The organism is Chitinibacter bivalviorum, from assembly GCF_013403565.1.
GTDB classification, from domain to species: Bacteria; Pseudomonadota; Gammaproteobacteria; order Burkholderiales; family Chitinibacteraceae; genus Chitinibacter; species Chitinibacter bivalviorum.
On sequence record NZ_CP058627.1, the window covers coordinates 3384673 to 3403583 of the forward strand.

The 18911-nt window shown below is 51.0% G+C and carries 11 protein-coding genes and 1 other RNA gene; 8 read left to right on the top strand and 4 right to left on the bottom strand.

The genetic code is table 11. The features are described 5' to 3' along the window. Positions 1-195 precede the first annotated feature (195 nt). The 3 genes from tal to phoB form a co-directional block, all read right to left on the bottom strand. Complete coding sequence (gene tal / locus HQ393_RS16005; RefSeq protein WP_179356522.1) at positions 196-1275, bottom strand: transaldolase; 1080 nt, start codon at positions 1273-1275, stop codon at positions 196-198. A gap of 192 nt (positions 1276-1467) precedes the next feature. Next, entirely contained in the window at positions 1468-2754 is a 1287-nt protein-coding gene (gene phoR / locus HQ393_RS16010) for a phosphate regulon sensor histidine kinase PhoR (RefSeq protein ID WP_179356524.1), read from the bottom strand. 70 nt (positions 2755-2824) lie between these two features. Further along, positions 2825-3511 (bottom strand): phosphate regulon transcriptional regulator PhoB, encoded by a 687-nt coding sequence (gene phoB / locus HQ393_RS16015; RefSeq protein ID WP_179356526.1) that lies wholly within the window; start codon positions 3509-3511, stop codon positions 2825-2827. 259 nt (positions 3512-3770) lie between these two features. On the opposite strand from phoB, the gene HQ393_RS16020 reads away from it, so the two are divergent. The 8 genes from HQ393_RS16020 (at position 3771) to HQ393_RS16055 (ending at position 12358) form a co-directional block, all read left to right on the top strand. Continuing rightward, the gene (locus HQ393_RS16020) at positions 3771-4160 is read left to right on the top strand and encodes a gamma-butyrobetaine hydroxylase family protein (RefSeq protein WP_438833115.1); all 390 of its coding nucleotides are present in this window, start codon (positions 3771-3773) and stop codon (positions 4158-4160) included. Between the two features lie 50 nt (positions 4161-4210). Beyond that, positions 4211-4286: non-coding RNA, sX9 sRNA (locus tag HQ393_RS16025), on the top strand. Positions 4287-4307: 21 nt separating this feature from the next. Next, the gene (gene ubiE / locus HQ393_RS16030) at positions 4308-5045 is read left to right on the top strand and encodes a bifunctional demethylmenaquinone methyltransferase/2-methoxy-6-polyprenyl-1,4-benzoquinol methylase UbiE (protein WP_179356528.1); all 738 of its coding nucleotides are present in this window, start codon (positions 4308-4310) and stop codon (positions 5043-5045) included. Continuing rightward, positions 5045-5623, top strand: a complete 579-nt coding sequence (locus HQ393_RS16035; RefSeq protein ID WP_179356530.1) for a ubiquinone biosynthesis accessory factor UbiJ — start codon at positions 5045-5047, stop codon at positions 5621-5623. The genes ubiE and HQ393_RS16035 overlap by 1 nt, the downstream gene beginning before the upstream one ends. 8 nt (positions 5624-5631) lie before the next feature. Then, positions 5632-7143 (top strand): ubiquinone biosynthesis regulatory protein kinase UbiB, encoded by a 1512-nt coding sequence (ubiB, locus tag HQ393_RS16040; protein WP_179356531.1) that lies wholly within the window; start codon positions 5632-5634, stop codon positions 7141-7143. Between the two features lie 277 nt (positions 7144-7420). Beyond that, positions 7421-8740 (top strand): TolC family outer membrane protein, encoded by a 1320-nt coding sequence (locus HQ393_RS16045; RefSeq protein WP_179356533.1) that lies wholly within the window; start codon positions 7421-7423, stop codon positions 8738-8740. A 128-nt stretch (positions 8741-8868) separates the two neighbouring features. After that, positions 8869-11037, top strand: coding sequence for a type I secretion system permease/ATPase (locus tag HQ393_RS16050; RefSeq protein WP_179356535.1), 2169 nt, complete (start codon positions 8869-8871; stop codon positions 11035-11037). Continuing rightward, positions 11027-12358: an HlyD family type I secretion periplasmic adaptor subunit gene (locus tag HQ393_RS16055; RefSeq protein WP_179356537.1), complete on the top strand. Its 1332-nt coding sequence runs from the start codon at positions 11027-11029 to the stop codon at positions 12356-12358. Before HQ393_RS16050 ends, HQ393_RS16055 begins: the two co-directional genes overlap by 11 nt. A 63-nt stretch (positions 12359-12421) precedes the next feature. Here the strand turns inward: HQ393_RS16055 and HQ393_RS16060 are convergent, their stop codons facing one another. Further along, on the bottom strand, positions 12422-18739 hold the full coding sequence (locus HQ393_RS16060) for a retention module-containing protein (RefSeq protein WP_179356546.1): 6318 nt from the start codon (positions 18737-18739) through the stop codon (positions 12422-12424). Positions 18740-18911 lie beyond the last annotated feature (172 nt).

An 18911-nucleotide genomic window follows, 5' to 3' on the forward strand; every position in this document is an offset into this window, starting at 1 on the left:
GTTTGTGACAATTTGGTTAAATTATTACTATTTAGTGAAAGAATTGTGACGGCAGCTGGTTTGTTGCATGAATGCAAAAATGCTTACGATGGGTATATTTCTGTATTTATTAATCTAAATGGTTTCTGCCTTTATACCTGGTGTAGGTATAAAAAGCCCCGCTGCAAGAGCGGGGCTTTTCTGGGGGGGGACTAATTATTTAGTCAGGTCCAGCAATTTAGCAAAAGCTTCATCGAATTGTTTCAGGCCGTCTTCTTGCAACTGCTCGCCAGCGAGGTTGTAGTTGATGCCCAAGTTGCGCACGGCAACCAGAGTAGCAACAGCAGCGTCGATATTGGTGTCGAGCGTGTTAGCCGCGTTGCCGTGGTCACGGAACAGCGCCAGTGTTGCATCAGGTACGGTGTTTACAGTTTCTGGTCCGATCAAGTCTTCAACGTACATCACGTCGTTGTAGGCTTTGTTTTTCGTACCGGTAGATGCCCACAGCAGACGTTGTGGATTTGCATCTTTGGCTTTCAATGCCGCAAAACGGCTGCCTTGGAACAGGCCTTTGTAGTGTTGGTAAGCCACTTTAACGAATGACTTAGCCACAGTGCCACGCAATGCCAGCGCTTCAGGTGTGCCAATGGCATCGAGTTGTGGGTCGATCAGGCTGTCAACGCGAGACAAGAATACTGATGCGACAGCTTGTACTTTATCAACTGGCAGACCGGCTGCTGCGCGCGCTTCCAGACCACGGATGTAAGCCGTCAATACGTTATCAACGTGTTTCAGGTTGAACATCAAAGTGATGTTCACATTGATACCTGAAGTGATCAATTCTTCAAAAGCCACTACGCCAGCGTCAGTTGCTGGTACTTTGATCATCGCATTCGGGCGATCAATCGCTGCCCACAGACGTTTTGCATTGTCGATGGTGCCTTGCGCGTCGTTCGCCAAAGTAGGAGACACTTCCAAGCTTACGTAGCCATCCAAGCCATTGGTCGCGTCGTACATGGCACGCGTCAAATCGCAAGTGGCTTGGATATCTGGCACGACCAAAGCTTCGTAGCGTTGTTCAGCAGTCAGATCTTGTTTTTTCAATTCAGCCAAATCGCCAGTGTAGAGCGGGTCAGAAGAAATTGATTTGTAGAAAATCGCTGGGTTCGACGTAACACCGGCGATGTCGTCTTCAGAGATCAGGCGAGCCAATTCGCCAGACTCCAACAGACCACGGGAAAGATTGTCCAACCAAATACGTTGACCGAAAGGTTTAATTGCGGCGATTCTGCTCATGGTGATGACCTCGTTGGAATTGAAGTAAGCGATTCATTTCTGCATTGGCAGTGCAAAGCATTTAAATGACATGGGGCATTATCAACGAAAGCCAAGCCCTTTGCCTTTGCGCAGAAGCAAAAAAATTGCGATTGCTGCAATTTACGTTGAGTTGATATTGCTCGCAAGAGGGATTACTTACCCTCTAGCCGCTTATTCGATCATCCGCGCGTTCGGAAATTTCACCGCAAATTCGCTGCCTTTACCCAGCTCAGACGTAATGCACATTTGCGCCTGATGGCGATGCAGAATGTGTTTAACAATGGCCAAGCCTAAACCAGTACCGCCCGTATTGCGGGAGCGACCACGATCGACGCGATAGAAGCGTTCGGTCAGGCGTGGAATATGCTCAGGCGCAATGCCGATGCCGGTATCGCGGCAAGTAAAGCACACGGTGTCATCACGTTTTTCCCAGCCCAAGGTCACGGTGCCGCCCGGTGGCGTGTAGCGAATCGCATTAGAGACCAGATTACCCAGCGCAGAATGCAATTCATCATGATTACCAATCAGACGCGGGCGATCAAGGCGGCCAATTTCAATCGTGTGGCGCCCTTGTGATAAGCCATTGGCTTCGGTGCGCAGCAATTGCAGCAGTTGTGGAATGTCGACTTCTTCCTCACGCACCTGCACGCCACTTTCCAGCTTGGACAGCGTCAATAGATCTTCAACCAAACGCTGCATACGCTGGGTTTGGTCGTACATCAGCTGCAAATGCGTCTCGCGTGTTTTCGCATCCGAGGTTGGCATGTCGATCATGGTTTCGATGAAACCACCCACAACAGTCAACGGGGTACGTAATTCGTGCGAGACATTGGCGACAAAATCGCGGTGAACTGTCTGCACGCGCTCCAGCTGGGTAATGTCGCGGCTTAGCAATAATTTGCGCGTTGAATCAAATGGCACCATCTGTGCCGACAGCGTTTGCTCGGCCGGACGGGTGGTGCGAATGATGACGGGGTGGCTGTAATCTTGCTGCTTGAGATATTCGCGCAGGCTGGGGTGACGCAGTAAATGGGTAATTGGCTGGCCCATATCGAGCTTACGATTAAGCCCCAAGTGCTCGCACGAAGCAGGGTTGCACCATTCGATGCGATCGTAATCATCCAAAATGACCACGCCATCGGGTAGCGCTTCGGCGGCAGATAAAAAGCGATCGAGCGTGCTGGCGAGGCGCTCTTTCGATTTCTTCTGTTTACGCATTTCGTCGTAAATCTGATCAAACACTTCCTGCCACAGCATCAGGCTGCCAGGTACATTGTCGACTTGCGGGTGTTTGAGCCAGTAATGCAGACGATTTAAATTGACGAGATGAAATAGGCAGGCGACTGAAATGACGACGAGTGCAAAAGTTAATCCCCATTCTTTACCCGCAATGGCGCCGATAAACATCGCGATCAGTGCGGTAAAAATATAGTAAATGAGGGAGCGTAGCCAAAGCATGGGCGGCCTTTAGGAGTAAAGCAGAAGCTGGGCCACGCGGAGCAGCGTGACCCTTACAAAATAACACAGATTAGTTAACTGACAAACGGTAGCCAGAGCCACGCACGGTTTGAATCAAATTATCATGGCCGGTTCCCTCAAGTGATGAACGCAGGCGACGAATGTGCACATCGACCGTGCGTTCTTCAACGAACACATGATCGCCCCAGACTTGGTCGAGCAGGTGAGCGCGAGTGTGAACACGTTCGGTGTGCGTCATAAAGAAGTGCAGCAAGCGAAATTCAGTCGGGCCCAATTCTAACGGTGTGCCGTTGCCCGACACACGGTGCGTGACGGGGTCGAGGCGCAGACCGTGGATTTCAACCGGATCATCGGTCGCTTGTGGGGCGCGGCGGCGCAATACGGCTTTGATGCGCGCTTGCAATTCGCGTGGGCTGAATGGCTTGGTGATGTAATCGTCGGCACCAGTTTCCAAGCCGGAAATTTTATCTTGTTCATCTGAGCGCGCGGTCAGCATGATCAGTGGAATCGCGCGGGTGCGCTCGTCGCCGCGCAATTTGCGGGCAAAATCAATACCCGACATACCGGGCAGCATCCAGTCGAGCAAAATCAGATCGGGCAGGGCGTTGCGGACAATTCCTTGAGCGCTCTCAACTGAATCAGCACGCATTACATGATGACCTGCTTGTGACAGGTTAAAGGCAATTAATTCTTGAATTGCCGGTTCATCTTCAACCAATAGGATATTGGCGGCCATAGAGTGCTCCTCGCGGAAATAGTTCAATTATGTTGATTGCGAGAATAAGGCTTTAGTGTGAACTTAATATTACAAGTCTGCAAATGCGATGCTTATTTTTCAAGGATTGAAAGTATTTTGTCGGTTTTGGCGTATTTTTGTGAGTATTTTCACATTTGTTCAGCATTGCTCCCCGCTTGGCTGGGCAAAGTTTCCGCTCGAGCTTAGGTGGTGAGCAGCCGCCAAGCGCGGTATCATTGCGCTATTCGATCTCTGGGCGATGAAACCTCTTATGGCTGGCCTGAATGCGGATACGCCGCAACCTACTGAATTGACCTTGCATCAAGCTTCTCGCGTGCTGGAAATCGCTTTTTCCGATGACGCGCGATTCCAATTGCCTTGCGAATACCTCCGCGTTTCCAGCCCGTCGGCCGAAGTGCGCGGCCACGGTGTGGGCAATGAAGTGCTGCAAGTGGGCAAAATCAACGTCAATATTAAAGACATAGAGCCGGTCGGCCACTATGCCGTCAAGCTGGTATTTGACGACGGCCATGATTCTGGCTTGTTTTCATGGCAATACCTCTACGAATTGGGCGCGAATTATGACGCCAATTGGCAGAAATATCTTAATGAATTAGCTGCGGCGGGTGCGTCGCGTGAACCACTGTAAAAAGTGCTGCGCCCGCTGTGATAGCGGGTCGGGCTGTGCTCGGAATCCTCATGTACTGTATGTACACTTCGGTTCCTGTGCTCCGGCCTCCCCGCTCTGACGGGGGCTCGCTACTTTTTGAGATGTGATTGATAAAAAGGCAAAACAATGAGCGATTCAAAAACCCATTTTGGTTTCAGCACGGTCAACGAATCTGAAAAAGCGCAAAAAGTCGCCGAAGTGTTTCACTCGGTCGCGCAAAAATACGATGTGATGAATGATCTGATGTCGGCTGGCCTACACCGCGCATGGAAGTTTTTCACGATCGAAACCAGTGGCGCGAAAACGGGCGACAAAATTCTCGATATCGCCGGCGGTACGGGCGATTTATCCAAAGCATTTAGCAAGAAGGTCGGTAAAACCGGCCAAGTCTGGCTGACTGATATTAATAGCTCAATGCTCGGCGTGGGTCGTGATCGTTTGCTCGATGCTGGATACCCCCTACCAGTAGCGCAATGTGATGCAGAGAAGCTGCCCTTTCCAGACGGATACTTCGATATTGTTTCGGTGGCTTTTGGCCTGCGCAATATGACGCACAAAGACGCAGCGCTCAAAGAAATGCACCGCGTCCTCAAACCAGGTGGCCGTTTGCTGGTGCTGGAATTTTCTAAAGTCTGGGCGCCGCTCAAGCCCGCCTACGATATTTATTCGTTCAAATTACTGCCGTTTATGGGCAAGCTCGTGGCCAATGATGCCGATTCTTACCAATATCTGGCCGAATCAATTCGCATGCATCCTGATCAGGAAACGCTGAAACAAATGATGCTCGATGCGGGCTTTGGCCGCGCCGATTTTCACAATATGACCGGTGGCGTGGTTGCGCTGCATAAAGGGACGAAATTCTAATGTTGCTTGCCGGGGTACTGAATCATTTACTGGGGCAGGCTCCTGCGGCGCAGGCGGAATTAACTCGCTTGGCGGGTCGCACTTTTGCGGTGAAATTGCCGCTGTTCGCTGCCAATGTCGTCGTGATGCCCGACGGTTTGCTGGCGCATTCGGAAGCGGAGCCCGAAGCAACGCTGACTTTGCCGCTGCAATTTTTCACCTTGCGCCTGACCGATCCGCAAGCGGCTTCGCGCCAAGTGGTGTTGGCGGGCGATCCTGAGCTGGCGAGCAAAGCCGGCGCAGCGCTGGGCGCTTTATCGTGGGATGCGGCGGAAGATCTGTCGCGTCTAGTAGGCGATATTGCTGCACACCGAATAGTCACGAGTGGCCAGAGTCTGGCCAAAGTGCCGCTGGCGCTGGGGCAACGTTTTACAGAAACGATGGTTGAGTATTTGCGCGATGAAGATCGACTATTGCCGCGCAAAGAAGCGGTCACTGCGTTTTGCGATGACGTGGATACGCTGCGCAATGATTTGGCGCGACTAGAAAAACGTCTGGCACGACTTGAGGCCGACTTTGGCGCAGCCCATATTGAATAAAGGCGAACATGTTCCGTTTTTTTAAAATCGCCTATGTGGTGGTGCATTTCGGTTTAGACGAGTTTTTACTCGGCCACGAGCGCGTTCATGGCTTGCGTAAACTGATCTCTGCGCTGTTTTTCTGGCGCAAACTCGATCAGCCACGCGCAGTACGTTTGCGTTTGGCGCTCGAATCTCTTGGCCCCGTGTTTGTAAAATTCGGTCAGGTGTTGTCAACGCGCCGCGATTTGATGCCGCCCGATATCGCCAATGAGTTGGCGCAATTGCAAGACAATGTGCCGCCATTTGATTCGCAAGTGGCCATCAATCAAATCGAAAAAAGCCTTGGCAAATCAATCGCCGAGTTGTTTGCCGAGTTTGATCCGCAGCCCGTGGCGTCGGCCTCGGTGGCGCAAGTGCATCGTGCCAAACTTCACGATGGCCAAGCCGTCGCGGTGAAAGTGCTCCGCCCCGGTATTTTACCGGTGATCGAGAGCGATCTGGCGCTGATGCGGGTGTTGGCGGTCTGTGTTGAGAAGCTGTTTGCCGATGGCCCGCGCCTCAAGCCGCGTGAAGTGGTTGCCGAGTTTGACCGCCATTTGCACGATGAGCTCGATTTGATGCATGAAGCGGCGAATGCCAGCCAGTTGCGGCGTAATTTTAAAGATTCAGATCAGTTGATTGTGCCCGAGGTGTACTACGATTTTTGCGCGCGCGAAGTGCTGGTGCTCGAATGGATGGACGGTATTCCGATTGGCAAAATCGATGAGCTCAAAGCCGCAGGGATGGATTTGAAAAAGCTCAGCCGTTTTGGCGTTGAGATTTTCTTTAGCCAAGTATTCCGGCACGGTTTTTTCCATGCCGATATGCATCCAGGTAATATCTTTGTAGCGCCAGACAATAGGTATATCGCGCTAGACTTTGGTATTGTTGGCACGCTGAGTGATACCGATAAGCAGTATCTGGCGATTAACTTTTTAGCTTTTTTCAACCGCGATTATCATCGAGTGGCGACGGCACACATTGAATGTGGCTGGGTGCCGAAAGACACGCGCGTTGAAGAGCTGGAAGCGGCGGTGCGCACCGTCTGCGAGCCGTTCTTTAATAAGCCGCTCAGTCAGATTTCTTTTGGTTTTGTGCTGCTGCGGCTGTTTGAAACCTCGCGCCGCTTTAATGTCGAAATCCAGCCACAACTGGTGCTGCTGCAAAAAACGCTGCTCAATATCGAAGGCCTTGGTCGCCAGCTCGACCCTGATCTCGATCTATGGCAAACCGCCAAGCCATTTCTTGAGCGCTGGATGAATGAGCAAATCGGCTGGCGTGGGCTAATCGCCACGCTGAAACACGAAGCGCCGCAGTGGGCGACTTTGCTGCCAACCTTGCCACGTAAACTCAATGAAGTGCTCAATCAAAATCACACCGAGCTGCTGCTGGCTGGCTATAAAGGCCTCATGTGGGAACAGAAAAAACGCAATTATTTGCTGGGAGTGATCGCGGCGCTGTTGGCAGGCTGTTTGGCCACCTTGTGGTTGCACTATTAAATAATCGATTTAATTAGATAAAGCAAAGCGCCAGAGCGAATCAGCTTGGCGTTTTTTTTTTGACGACCAAATAATAGCTTGATTAGCAGGTGCTAATTAAGTTGATAACCCATGTAAGACTTTATATGGCCAATGCGCCCGTTAGTCTGTTTTTCCCTTGCTAAAAGATCGGCCATAGGCTGTATTAAGCAGTACAAGCCTAAAAAATTAGTGCATTTCAGCACATGGTATGGGCTCTCTCAATAGGGAAGAAATCTGTATTAACAGGAGCTATCTCATGTCTATACGAATTATTGCTGCAGCGGTCTTTGCTGCACATGCATCGATTTCTGCTGCGGCACCGCTGCCACAAGTCGTTGAAAAAGTCCTACAAACCAGCCCGGATGTTCAAACTGATGTTGGGCAGCGCCATGCGAGTGATTCAGGTGTCGATGTTGCCAAGGCGGGTTATTATCCAAAAATCGATTTTATGCTGGGTGCGGGTTACCAATACACCAGAGATCAAGCGACCCGCAAATCCAATAATGGCGCAGGGGTGAATTATGATCGACAAGGGGCACAGGCGCTGTTGAGCCAAATGCTGTTTGATGGCAATCAAACCGCCAGCGAAGTAGAGCGCAGAACTGCAATTCAAAAAAGTGCCGCGCATAAGGTGGCTAGCACCTCAGAAGATTTATCGTTAAAAGTCACCGAGGCTTATCTGGATGTTTTGCGTTATCAAGAATTATTAAAACTCACTCAGGCTAATCTCGAAGCGCATTTACGTACCCAAGACCAAGTGAAGCTGCGCACCTCGGGGGGATTTGGCAAGAAATCAGATGACGATCAGATTAATGCGCGCGTGGCTTTGGCAAAATCGAATTTGAGCGCAGCGCAATCTTCGCTCAATGAAGCACAAATTGCCTATTTACGTTTTGTTGGTGAAGCGCCAGAAGACCTCTTAAAGCCTGACGACCCCAAAAATTTACCCGCATCGCTCAAAGAGGCGGGAGACTGGGCGGTTAAAAATAATCGTCTATTGATGTCTGCCCAGGCCGATGCCGAGGCGGCGGAAGCACAATTCGGTGTGGCCAAAGGGCAGATGTACCCACGTTTGGATCTTGAGGCTGGCGCAATTTATGAAAATGCCGAGTTCGGTGCCGAAGGCCCCGATGCGACTAATGTCTACGGTATGCTGCGGATGCGCTATGCATTTAAAAGCGGCGCTGATAAAGCCCATGTAGCCGAAACCAAATCCCAAGTGTATTCCGCGCAAGAATTAGCTCGTCGAGTTGAACGCCAGATTCGTCAAAATGCGGAGCTCTCTTGGAATGCAATGACAATCGCGGCTGAGCAAATCCCAATTTTGGCCGAGTATGCAGAATCTTCGAGGCTAGCCAGAGACGAATACAGCAAGCAATTTACCTTGGGGCAGCGCTCTTTGCTCGATTTGCTCGATAGCGAAAATGAGTATTTCACTGCCAGTCGTGATTTGGTCGATGGCGAATACAAAGTGCTGCGCGCTAAATTCCGACTCTTGGCGGATGGTACGAATTTGCTGAGTACATTTGGTGTTCAACCTTTGGTGGAAACACAGTTGCCTGATCCAAATAAATAGCTGCTTTTTCTTTCTTACCATGACCTGTGATCTATATTACAAATGTGGCACATGGTCATGCTTTATCGAGCGCCGCAAGGCGCTCGTTTTGCTTCGATGATGAACAAAATCAAGGTTGAGGTTACGCTGTGGAATCTACCCATTCAGCTCCTGCGCATGAAACCGCCATCCCGCTGGATGCGTTTGTTCCTGATGACCCCTTAACCATCTGCTTAATCCAGCTCACCCGCTATTATCAGCGCCCCTATACCGCGCAAACGTTGACCACTGGATTGCCCTTGGTCGGCAATCAATTAAGCGCAGCGCTGTTTTCTCGTGCCGCCGCGCGAGCAGGGCTGAATGCTCGCTTAAAACGCCGCTCATTGGATGATTTGCCCGAGTTGGCTTTTCCAGTGGTTCTGCTTCTGAAAGATGGGCAAGCCTGTGTGGTGGTCAAGAAAGACAATGAAACTTGGACTATTCTCGACACCCATGCCATGGGCGGGGAGGTCGAGCTAGAGCAGCGGAAACTGGCTGAAATGTTTACGGGATTTGTGATCTTCGTAAAACCCAGTTTCGAGTTTGACCCGCACTATAGCCGAGCGTCTATTCCACGCTTGCAACATTGGCTGTGGAGTAGTTTGAAGCTCTGCTATCCCTTGTATGGACATGTCTTGCTTGGGGCCTTCCTGATTAATCTATTTGCTTTGGCTTTACCGCTGTTTTCGATGAATGTGTACGATCGGGTTGTACCGAATCAAACCTATGAAACGCTCTGGGTTTTGGCTTTGGGGGTGGGGCTCTTATTGGTCTTTGATATGGTCATCAAGGTATTGCGGGCTTACTACATTGATCTAGCCGGCAAGCGCATCGATATCATGCTCTCGGCCCAGATTTTCGAGCATGTACTGGGGATCAAAGTGCCCGCGCGTGCGGCCACGGTGGGCTCTATGGTGAGCCACTTTCAAGATTTCGAAGGTTTTCGCGATTTTATTACCTCGGCCACGATGACCGTCATCGTGGATATCCCCTTTGTTATTTTGTTTTTACTGGTCATCTATTGGCTCGGCGGCTGGTTGGTTTTAATCCCTTTAACCTGCATCCCGATTATGGTGCTGATGAGTTTGTTATTGCAGCGCCCCTTGGGTGAGCTGATTCGCAAGAGCTTTCAGGTGTCCTCACTCAAACAGGCGAGTTTGATTGAATCCTTAAGCGGGATAGACACGATCAAAGCCTGTGCCGCTGAATCGGTCGCTCAACATCGCTGGGAACGCATTATTGGTGAGTTTGGTCATCTGTCGATCAAAACACGCAGTCTCTCGTCGATGATTGTGACGCAAGCTGGGTTTGTGCAGCAATTTGCCACGATTGCACTGGTGGTTGCCGGGGTGTATTTGATTGGGCTGCATGAGCTCACCCTCGGTGGCCTGATTGCGTGCTCCTTGCTCTTGGGGCGAACCTTGGCGCCCTTTGCGCAGGTGGCCAGCTTAATTAGCCGGTATCACCACGCCAAAGCGGGCTTGATGGGAATGCAAACTCTGATGGAGCAGCCTGTTGAGCGCCCGGCAGGGCATGACTTTGTCAATCGAGCCAATTTTCGCGGCGAGATTGAGTTCCGAAATGTCAATTTTAGCTACCCGGGGCAAGATGTCCTTGCTTTGGATAATGTGTCATTTCGCATCGCGCCTGGGGAGAGGGTCGCCATTATTGGGCGGATTGGCTCAGGTAAAAGCACCTTAGAAAAACTAATCCTCGGTTTTCATGCTCCAAATTCTGGTGCGGTTTGGGTCGATGGCGTCGATATTCGGCAAATTGATCCGGCGCAGTTACGGCATAACATTGGTTATGTGCCAGAGGATGTTTTCCTCTTTGATGGTTCAGTGAAGGAAAACATCGTATTACCCGCTCCATATGTCGATGACGCCATGATGCTTGATGCGGCTGAAATTGCGGGGGCCAATGAGTTTGTCTATCGACATCCCAAAGGCTTTGATATGCGCGTCGGTGAGCGCGGCGCGGCGTTATCTGGCGGGCAAAAACAAACGATAGGCATTGCTCGCGCACTGCTTTTGAACCCTGCGATTTATTTATTTGATGAAGTGACCAGTGCTTTGGATAACCGAAGTGAGGAGCAATTTAAGCAGCGCTTTGCGCGACGGCTAACGAATCAACATACCTTGATCTTGATTACGCATCGAATGTCGATGTTGACTTTGGTTGACCGTGTCATGGTAATGGACGGCGGCCGCATGATCGCGGATGGGCCAAAAGAAGAAGTATTAGCTCTGTTATCAGGAGGGAAACTTCGTGCGGCATAAACAAGATATCCGGCAAGAAGACCTACGCTTTTTAGGGGAAGGTGCCGCAGCAGTTTTGGGCGAATCGACGTGGTTTGCCAACAGCATGCTGTATATCAGTTTGGCCTTGTGTGTGGTGTTGCTGCTGTGGGCTTCATTGGCTGAAATCGATGAAGTCACTGTGGCAGAAGGCAAAGTGATTCCATCGAGCCAAATCCAGGTCATTCAAAATCTGGAAGGTGGGATCGTCGCCAAAATCAATGTCAAAGTTGGTGAAGTCGTGCGCAAAGGTCAAGTCGTGATGAAGCTCGACGAGAAACGTTTTTCGTCGAGTTTGGGTGAAACCACGGTCAAGCATGATGCATTGTCGGCAAAAATGGCTCGCCTGAGTGCCGAGGCAAATGGGCAAAATTTTGAACCAGCAGAAAATTTGATTAAGAAAAACCCGCAAGTTATTGAGCTAGAGCGCCAGCTCTTTGCTTCTCGTCGCCGAGAGGTTGAATCATCGGTGGCTATTTTGCGTAGCGAGGTCGAGCAGCGGGGGCATGAAATCGCCGAAACACGAGCCAAAATTAGCAAGCTCGAATCGGGCTTAAAGTTGGCCAATGATGAGTACGTATTGAGCAAACCTCTGGCGGAAAAACGGGTGATTTCTGAAGTTGAGTTTATGCATCTCAAGCGCCAAATCAGTGATTTGACTGGTGAACTAAGTGAAACTCGGTTGGCGATTCCTCGTTTGCAAAGCAGTCAGGCCGAGGCAAATGGCAAGATTGCGAGTGTTTACGCTAAATTTCGCGCCGATGCCGCAAATGAATTAGCAACAGTGCGGGCCGAGCTTGAAACCACCTCAGCCACAACGGTGGCATTAAATGACCGATTTGATCGCACTACGATACGTGCGCCACTGGATGGCATTGTGAAGCTGATCAAGGTCAATACCGTCGGTGGTGTTTTGCAGCCGGGGATGGATGTGATGGAAATCGTCCCCTTGGAGGATAATTTACTCATCGAAGCCAAAATTCGCCCCATGGACATTGGCTTTTTGCGGCCTGGCCAACATGCCACGGTGAAGCTGACCGCCTATGATTATTCGATTTATGGTGGTTTAGATGCCAATGTAGAAACTATCACCGCCGATTCAATTACCAATGAAAAGAATGAGAGCTTTTACTTGGTGCGGGTGCGCACCCAAAGCAATCACCTTGGTGCAACCAAGAAAAACCTGACGATTATTCCCGGAATGTTATCAACGGTACATATACGCACTGGCAAAAAAACAGTGCTGCAATATTTGCTCAAACCCATTATCAAAGCTAAAGACGACGCTTTACGTGAACGTTGAACGAATTTTTGACATAAAAAATCCCCGCCCTTTGAGGCGGGGATTTTTGTTTGATGGATCTCGCTAGTGACTGGTTTTGATTTCACCATTATCCAGCAAGTGATGCAGCAGATCCGTTGCATTAACCCCTGTCAGTGTCGCCACTTGAACTGGGGCCGCGCTTGTACCAGAGCCATCCGCATCAAACATGACTTTGGTATTGGCGCCATCCTGCACGAATTGCAAGAATGCACCCGCTGCAGCTTCACTGGAGTTGAATGTCGCAGCAGTGCTTGGAGTTAGTAAGTCGCTGATGTCAAGGATATCCCCTTGCACAAGGCCTGCAACTTTGGGCGCAACGGTGAAGTCTTGAATGGTGTCTTTGCCATTGTCGCTTGCCGTGCTGCTAAATACAAATGTATCAACACCGCTGCCACCATTCAGAATGTCATTACCTTTGCCTCCAATTAATACGTCATTGCCACTATCGCCATTGATTGTGTCATCTCCAATTCCGCCATACAGAACATCGTTCCCATCTCCGCCGTTCAGTGTGTCGTTGCCGGTTCCACCATCTAACCTATCGTGGCCAGCATTGCCATTGATGGTGTCGTTGCCGTCATTGCCATCAATGGTGTCATTAAACGCTGTACCTGTGAGGGTGTGTCCACCTGTGGTGTCATAAACATTACTGCCGCTGTCTGCTGCAGCAATTGTCACGCCGAGATTTTTACTGGCACTGACATCTCCATCATTATCGATCAATTGGAACGATATATTTTCTGTTAATGCTGTAGTTAAAGAGGCTGGCCCCGTGAAGTGAGCAACGCCAGTGTCCATATCTACTGTGAATGTTCCCCCATTGAGCGTGCTACCAGTCTGTGTGTTTACGGTGAGCTCATGAGTAGTGGCATCATAGGAATAAATATTCCCTGTCTGAGTCATGGTTTTGCTTGCATCACCAAAGCTGTAGGTATGGCCGTCGATAATAATGTTATTCACATGGCCACCGTCTGCGCCAAAGCTACCACCATTATCGAGCAGGCTAAAATTCAAAACGGGTTGGGCACTATTGACCAATGCGCTAGGTAGGTTGCTGGCATTGGTTACCAGCGTAACGCCACTGCTTGGATCAGTATTGGTCACGCCATCGTATGCAATGGGCTCTAGCGTACTCAGAGTGGCTCCGGTACCAATGCCAAACGCTAAGGATTTAATATCATTGATGTCGACAAAATGTGTCCAAGCGCCAATTTCACTACCTGTGATTCCTCCTCCAACAGTAGGAACGCCATCAGATAGGAAGTAGCTGACGTTTTGTACCCCTTCCCCTGTTAATTTGCCATAGTCATTATAGTGCGTGGTAATTTGAGCTAAGGCCGCGTCAAAATTGGTGTTGCCACCAGCACTTAAAAGATTAATAAGTGCTTTTGCCGCGCCAATTGAAAGCCAAGTGTTCGAGCCTTGTAGTGAGGCATCACTGGAGAAGTTGACCAACATTATTCGGACATCACCTAATGCGTCGTACTGATCAATTACATTGCTAAGTGCCTGTTTCGCAAGATCCAATTTGCTGCCTTGCATGCTGCCGGACACATCGATGGTAAGTACGAGATTGGTTTCCACTACATGAGTAGCACTAGACAGGCTAATGTCTTTGGCAATCGGCGCATCATCGACGACGCCGATTCGGATTGTGCCATTGGCGGTACTCCCATCGGTCTCAATCGCAGAAACGGCCAAGGTATCAATTAACGTATCATTGCCTGCGGCACTGTGGGTTTCCGCCGCTTGCAAGGTATAAGTGTAATTCAAGGTCCAAGTATGATCTGCGGCGTTATAGCTACTTCCCGTGATGCTTAAGCTATTACCAAGCGCGCTGACTGCGGATGGATCAGTAAAGTGCGGTGTCCATGATCCGTCTGCCGCCTGGGTAAAGCTGACCGTCGCTGTGTTACCAGCCCCCGTTCCAATGGTGACATGGTCAAGACCATCGATCGATTTAACTGTAAATGAGCCCGCCAGCGATGTAGGCTGAGTGGTTGGATCGCTATCCGCCAATGAGCCTGAAGGTAAACCTGCTTCATTCACCGTTCCCGAGTTGGTTTCTGTGATGAGTTTATTGTCGAGGGCAATGGCATCATCCGCCCCGTTCACCGAAATGGTGAGCGTTTGGCTAGACCGATCACCATCTGCATCGGTGATGGTGTAGGTAAACACCTCGGTAGGATGCTCGTTGTTGCCCAGTTCTTGTACCGCATTGCTGCTGTTATGCAGGCTATAGGTGTAGCTGCCATCGCTATTGAGTGACAGACTGCCATATTGGCCATTGATGCTGGTTGGTGTACCTGTATGTACCTCTTGCACATTGGTGCCAAAGCCAATGTGGGTGACCATCACATTGCGATCGGCGCCTTGCACGTCGGCAACACCATCGCTGCTGTTGCTATCGTGGGAGCCCGCGAGGTCAACACCCGTAATCACATTGCCAGTGGCGATCGTTGAGCTGGCATCTTCTGTCACACTATCAAAATCGGCTTTAGCCGTTGGCACATCATCCACCACAGTAATGCTGAGCGTACCATTGGCGGTGCTGCCATCGGTTTCTAAGGCCATCACACTTAAGGTATCGCTCACGTTGTCATTGCCTGGTGCGCTGTGGGTTTCTGGTGCATTCAGGGTATAGCTGTAGCTGAAGGTCCACGTGTGGCTTGTAGAGCTATACACTGCATTTGTCACGGTCAGGCTATTGCCCAAAGCGCTGTCAGCGGACGAGTCGGCGACGCTCGCGCTCCATGATCCATCAGGGGCTTGAGTGAAATTGACACGCGCAGTATTGGCCCCAGTGCCGATCGTCACATGATCGAGCCCATCGATCGATTTGATGGTGAACGAGCTGGTGAAGGTGGTTGGGTCGGTCGTTGCATCGCCATCTGCTTTCGAGCCCGTCGACAAGCCTGCTTCATACACGGTACCTGAGCTGACTTCGCCGCTGAGTTTCGTGTCGAGCACAATGGCATCATCAGCGCCGTTCACTGTAATGGTGAGGGAGGTTAAGTTGGAAACATCGCCATCGGCATCTTTAATGCTGTAGCTAAATACATCGGTAGGATGCTCGTTATTGCCCAGCTCTTGTACCGCATTGCTGCTGTTATTGAGTGTATAGGTGTAGCTGCCATCGCTGTTGAGTAGCAAGGTGCCGTATTTACCATCGATGCTGGTTGGTGCATCTGTCGTCACGGCTTGTACATTGGTACCGAAGATCACTTGAGTGACTTTGGCGGGTTGGTCTGCACCTTGTACATCGGCCACGCCGCCATTCAGATCACCCAGTAAGACATTGCCGCTGGTTTGCACCGCTGGTAATTCTTGTACTCCTTCAAACTCAGAGTTGAAATCATTGGCGCTAATGTTGTTGCTATCGGCTTTGGCGATGGGGATATCGTCATTGATCTCGATAGTGATGGTGGCACTAGCTGCAGGAGCTACTCCATCCGAAACACTGACAGTAAAGGAGTCCGTTTCAACTTGATTGGCAATATCAGGTACTGCGCCAGAAAGTGTGTAGGTATAGCTATAAACACCATTGTTATAGCTGTCGATCAGCACAGACCCATGGGAGGTATTGGCGGTTTGACCCACGAGGGCGGCCAGATCAACAAACTCGCCCGTACCGGTGCCAATCACAAAGGTCGTGCCCGCCACGGTGACGGAATGGATATCGCCCAAGCCATCGGCATCGGCGACGGTAAAGGTACCGCTGGCGGTGATGGTGCTCACCCCCGCATTCGTACCGGTCGCCAGACCAGACTCATAAACGGTGTCATTGCCTTCGCCGTCATTGCCATTATCAGTGGTGATGGTAGGGCCATCATTTGCGCCTTTGATCGTAATGGTCAATGTCGCGGGGCTGGTCGTTCCATCGGCATCTTGAACGGTGTAGTGCAAGACATAATCGGTCTGATCACTGCCCGTCAGTGCTTGCGTTGCACTGAGCCCATTGTTGAGCGTATAGCTCCAATGCCCATCGCTATCTTGTACCAAGGTGCCGAAGTTTTGCAGCGCCGTGATCGTTGCGGCATCGCCTGTACTCCAACCCGCAAAGGATTTAGGTGAATCCGCGCCAGACACATCGTTGTCGAGCACATTCCCTGACACTACATTGCTGGCCGCATCTTCCGTCACACTCACGTGTTCGGAAGTCGATACGGGGGCATCATCCACGATATTGATGGTGACGGTCACTGGCGCTGAAGCGCCGCTGCCATCGGCCACACTGACATTAAAGCTATCGCTCTCGGCACTGCCTGAGGTGACGGGGCTGGTTAAAGTGTAGGTATAGCCAAAGACGCCATTGTTATAGCTGTCGATCAGCACAGACCCATGGGAGGTATTGGCGGTTTGACCCACGAGGGCGGCCAGATCAGCCAAACCACCCGCACCAATCACAAAGGTCGTGCCCGCCACGGTGACGGAATGGATATCGCCCAAGCCATCGGCATCGGCGACGGTAAAGGTACCGCTGGCGGTGATGGTGCTCACCCCCGCATTCGTACCGGTCGCCAGACCAGACTCATAAACGGTGTCATTGCCTTCGCCTTCATTACCATTATCGGTGGTGATGGTGGGGGGGGCGTTGAGTGGGGTCACGCCAATATTGACGACTAAAGTATCAGTACCGCCTTTGCCATCATCGACCATAGCCGTAAAGCTATCTGGGCCGTTGTAGTTGGTATTGGGGGTGTAGAGCCAAGTGCCATCGGCATTCACTGTGACCGTACCGTGGGCGGGTTGATTGCCGGTAAGGCTAAAGGTCAGGCTATCGCCATCCGCATCAGTGGCGGCCAGTTTGCCGCCGATAGGCGTGTCTTCGGGCGTAGTGACGCTGACATCATCGCCCAATGGGGCGAGGTTTTCAGGGTCAACAATAACAGGTGGATCGTTAACTGGGGTGACGCCAATATTGACGACTAAAGTATCGGTGCCGCCTTTGCCATCATCGACCATAGCCGTAAAGCTATCTGGGCCGTTGTAGTTGGTATTGGGGGTGTAGAGCCAAGTGCCATCGGCATTCACGGTGACCGTACCGTGGGCGGGTTGATTGCCTGTCAGGCTAAAGGTCAGCGTATCGCCATCCGCATCAGTGGCGGCCAGTTTGCCACCGATAGGCGTGTCTTCGGGCGTAGTGACGCTGACATCATCGCCCAATGGGGCGAGGTTTTCAGGGTTAACCAGTACGGGTGGATCGTTGACTGGTGTGACGCCAATATTGACGACTAAAGTATCAGTGCCGCCTTTGCCATCATCGACCAAAGCCGTAAAGCTATCTGGGCCGTTGTAGTTGGTATTGGGGGTGTAGAGCCAAGTGCCATCGGCATTCACGGTGACGGTGCCGTGGGCGGGTTGATTGCCTGTCAGGCTAAAGGTCAGCGTATCGCCATCCACGTCAGTGGCAGCCAGTTTACCGCCGACTGGCGTGTCTTCGGGTGTAGTGACACTGACGTCATCGCCCAATGGGGCGAGGTTTTCAGGGTTAAGCAGTACGGGTGGATCATTAACAGGGGTAACGCCGACAGTAACGGTGGCGGTTGATGTGCCGCCTTGTCCATCGCTAATGGTGTAGGTGAAACTATCGGGGCCGTTGTAATTGGCGTTGGGTGTATAGGTGATCGAGCCATCGGCGTTGAGTATCACTGTACCGTTGCCTGCTGTGCCGACACCAATAATGGTGAGTGGGTTGCCATCTGCATCGCTGTCATTGGCAAGCAGTGTCGTACCTTGAATCACCAGTGGCGTATCTTCGTTGGTGTTCAGTGCATCATTCAAAGCATTCGGTGGGCTGGCTGGAGTAAAGGTGTCATTGTTGGCTACGGGCGGTGTATTTGTTGGCGTGATGGCGTTGCTCGCATCAGGGGGGATCAAGCTCACGCTTTGGATCACTGGTGTAGTTGCAAAACCGGTATCAACAGCAACCCTTGATTCAGGAGAATCGAGCACCACAAAGCTATGCCCGCCATCTTCACCGCCGCCAGCGCCAGCCGCTGAGGCGGCTGCTACTTGGGTTGGATCAGCGCCTTGAGCGATTAATTCTTGGATTTTTGCGGCATCGGCGGCCGCATTATCTGCAGGGGCGACTAAAGCTGCGAACATTTCATTAGTTAGCGGCATGCTATCCGAACGGCCTACGCTAATTGTGCCGCCACCATCGAGGCTAATCGACACCGCGCCATCTGAGCCAGTTTGTATCGTATCGCCCACGTTGACTTTGTCGCCAACTTGTAAGGTTTTGATTTCACCCGCCAGTGTTAGGACTTTAACTTCACCCATTACTTGGGTGACAACGCCAGTATGGTTGGCGGATTTCGCTGAATTGCTGGCGGTTTGGGTTGTTTTGCTAGCCATGATCATTACTCCTGAAAGGTCGGCCTCGGCACAAATCTCGTCTTGGTTTTATACCGAGCTAAGGCCTAAACTAATTAAGTCACGGATCTAAAGACTGCAAAAAACACCGTAACTTTCACATTGAACTGCTTTTATTGTAGGCAAGGTGCAGGCAACGCAAATCAGCCTGTAG

Coding starts and splice junctions, on each gene's coding strand:
- tal (WP_179356522.1), bottom strand. CDS start 1,275: ATGAGCAGAATCGCCGCAATTAAACCTTTCGGTCAACGTATTTGGTTG.
- phoR (WP_179356524.1), bottom strand. CDS start 2,754: ATGCTTTGGCTACGCTCCCTCATTTACTATATTTTTACCGCACTGATC.
- phoB (WP_179356526.1), bottom strand. CDS start 3,511: ATGGCCGCCAATATCCTATTGGTTGAAGATGAACCGGCAATTCAAGAA.
- HQ393_RS16020 (WP_438833115.1), top strand. CDS start 3,771: ATGAAACCTCTTATGGCTGGCCTGAATGCGGATACGCCGCAACCTACT.
- ubiE (WP_179356528.1), top strand. CDS start 4,308: ATGAGCGATTCAAAAACCCATTTTGGTTTCAGCACGGTCAACGAATCT.
- HQ393_RS16035 (WP_179356530.1), top strand. CDS start 5,045: ATGTTGCTTGCCGGGGTACTGAATCATTTACTGGGGCAGGCTCCTGCG.
- ubiB (WP_179356531.1), top strand. CDS start 5,632: ATGTTCCGTTTTTTTAAAATCGCCTATGTGGTGGTGCATTTCGGTTTA.
- HQ393_RS16045 (WP_179356533.1), top strand. CDS start 7,421: ATGTCTATACGAATTATTGCTGCAGCGGTCTTTGCTGCACATGCATCG.
- HQ393_RS16060 (WP_179356546.1), bottom strand. CDS start 18,739: ATGGCTAGCAAAACAACCCAAACCGCCAGCAATTCAGCGAAATCCGCC.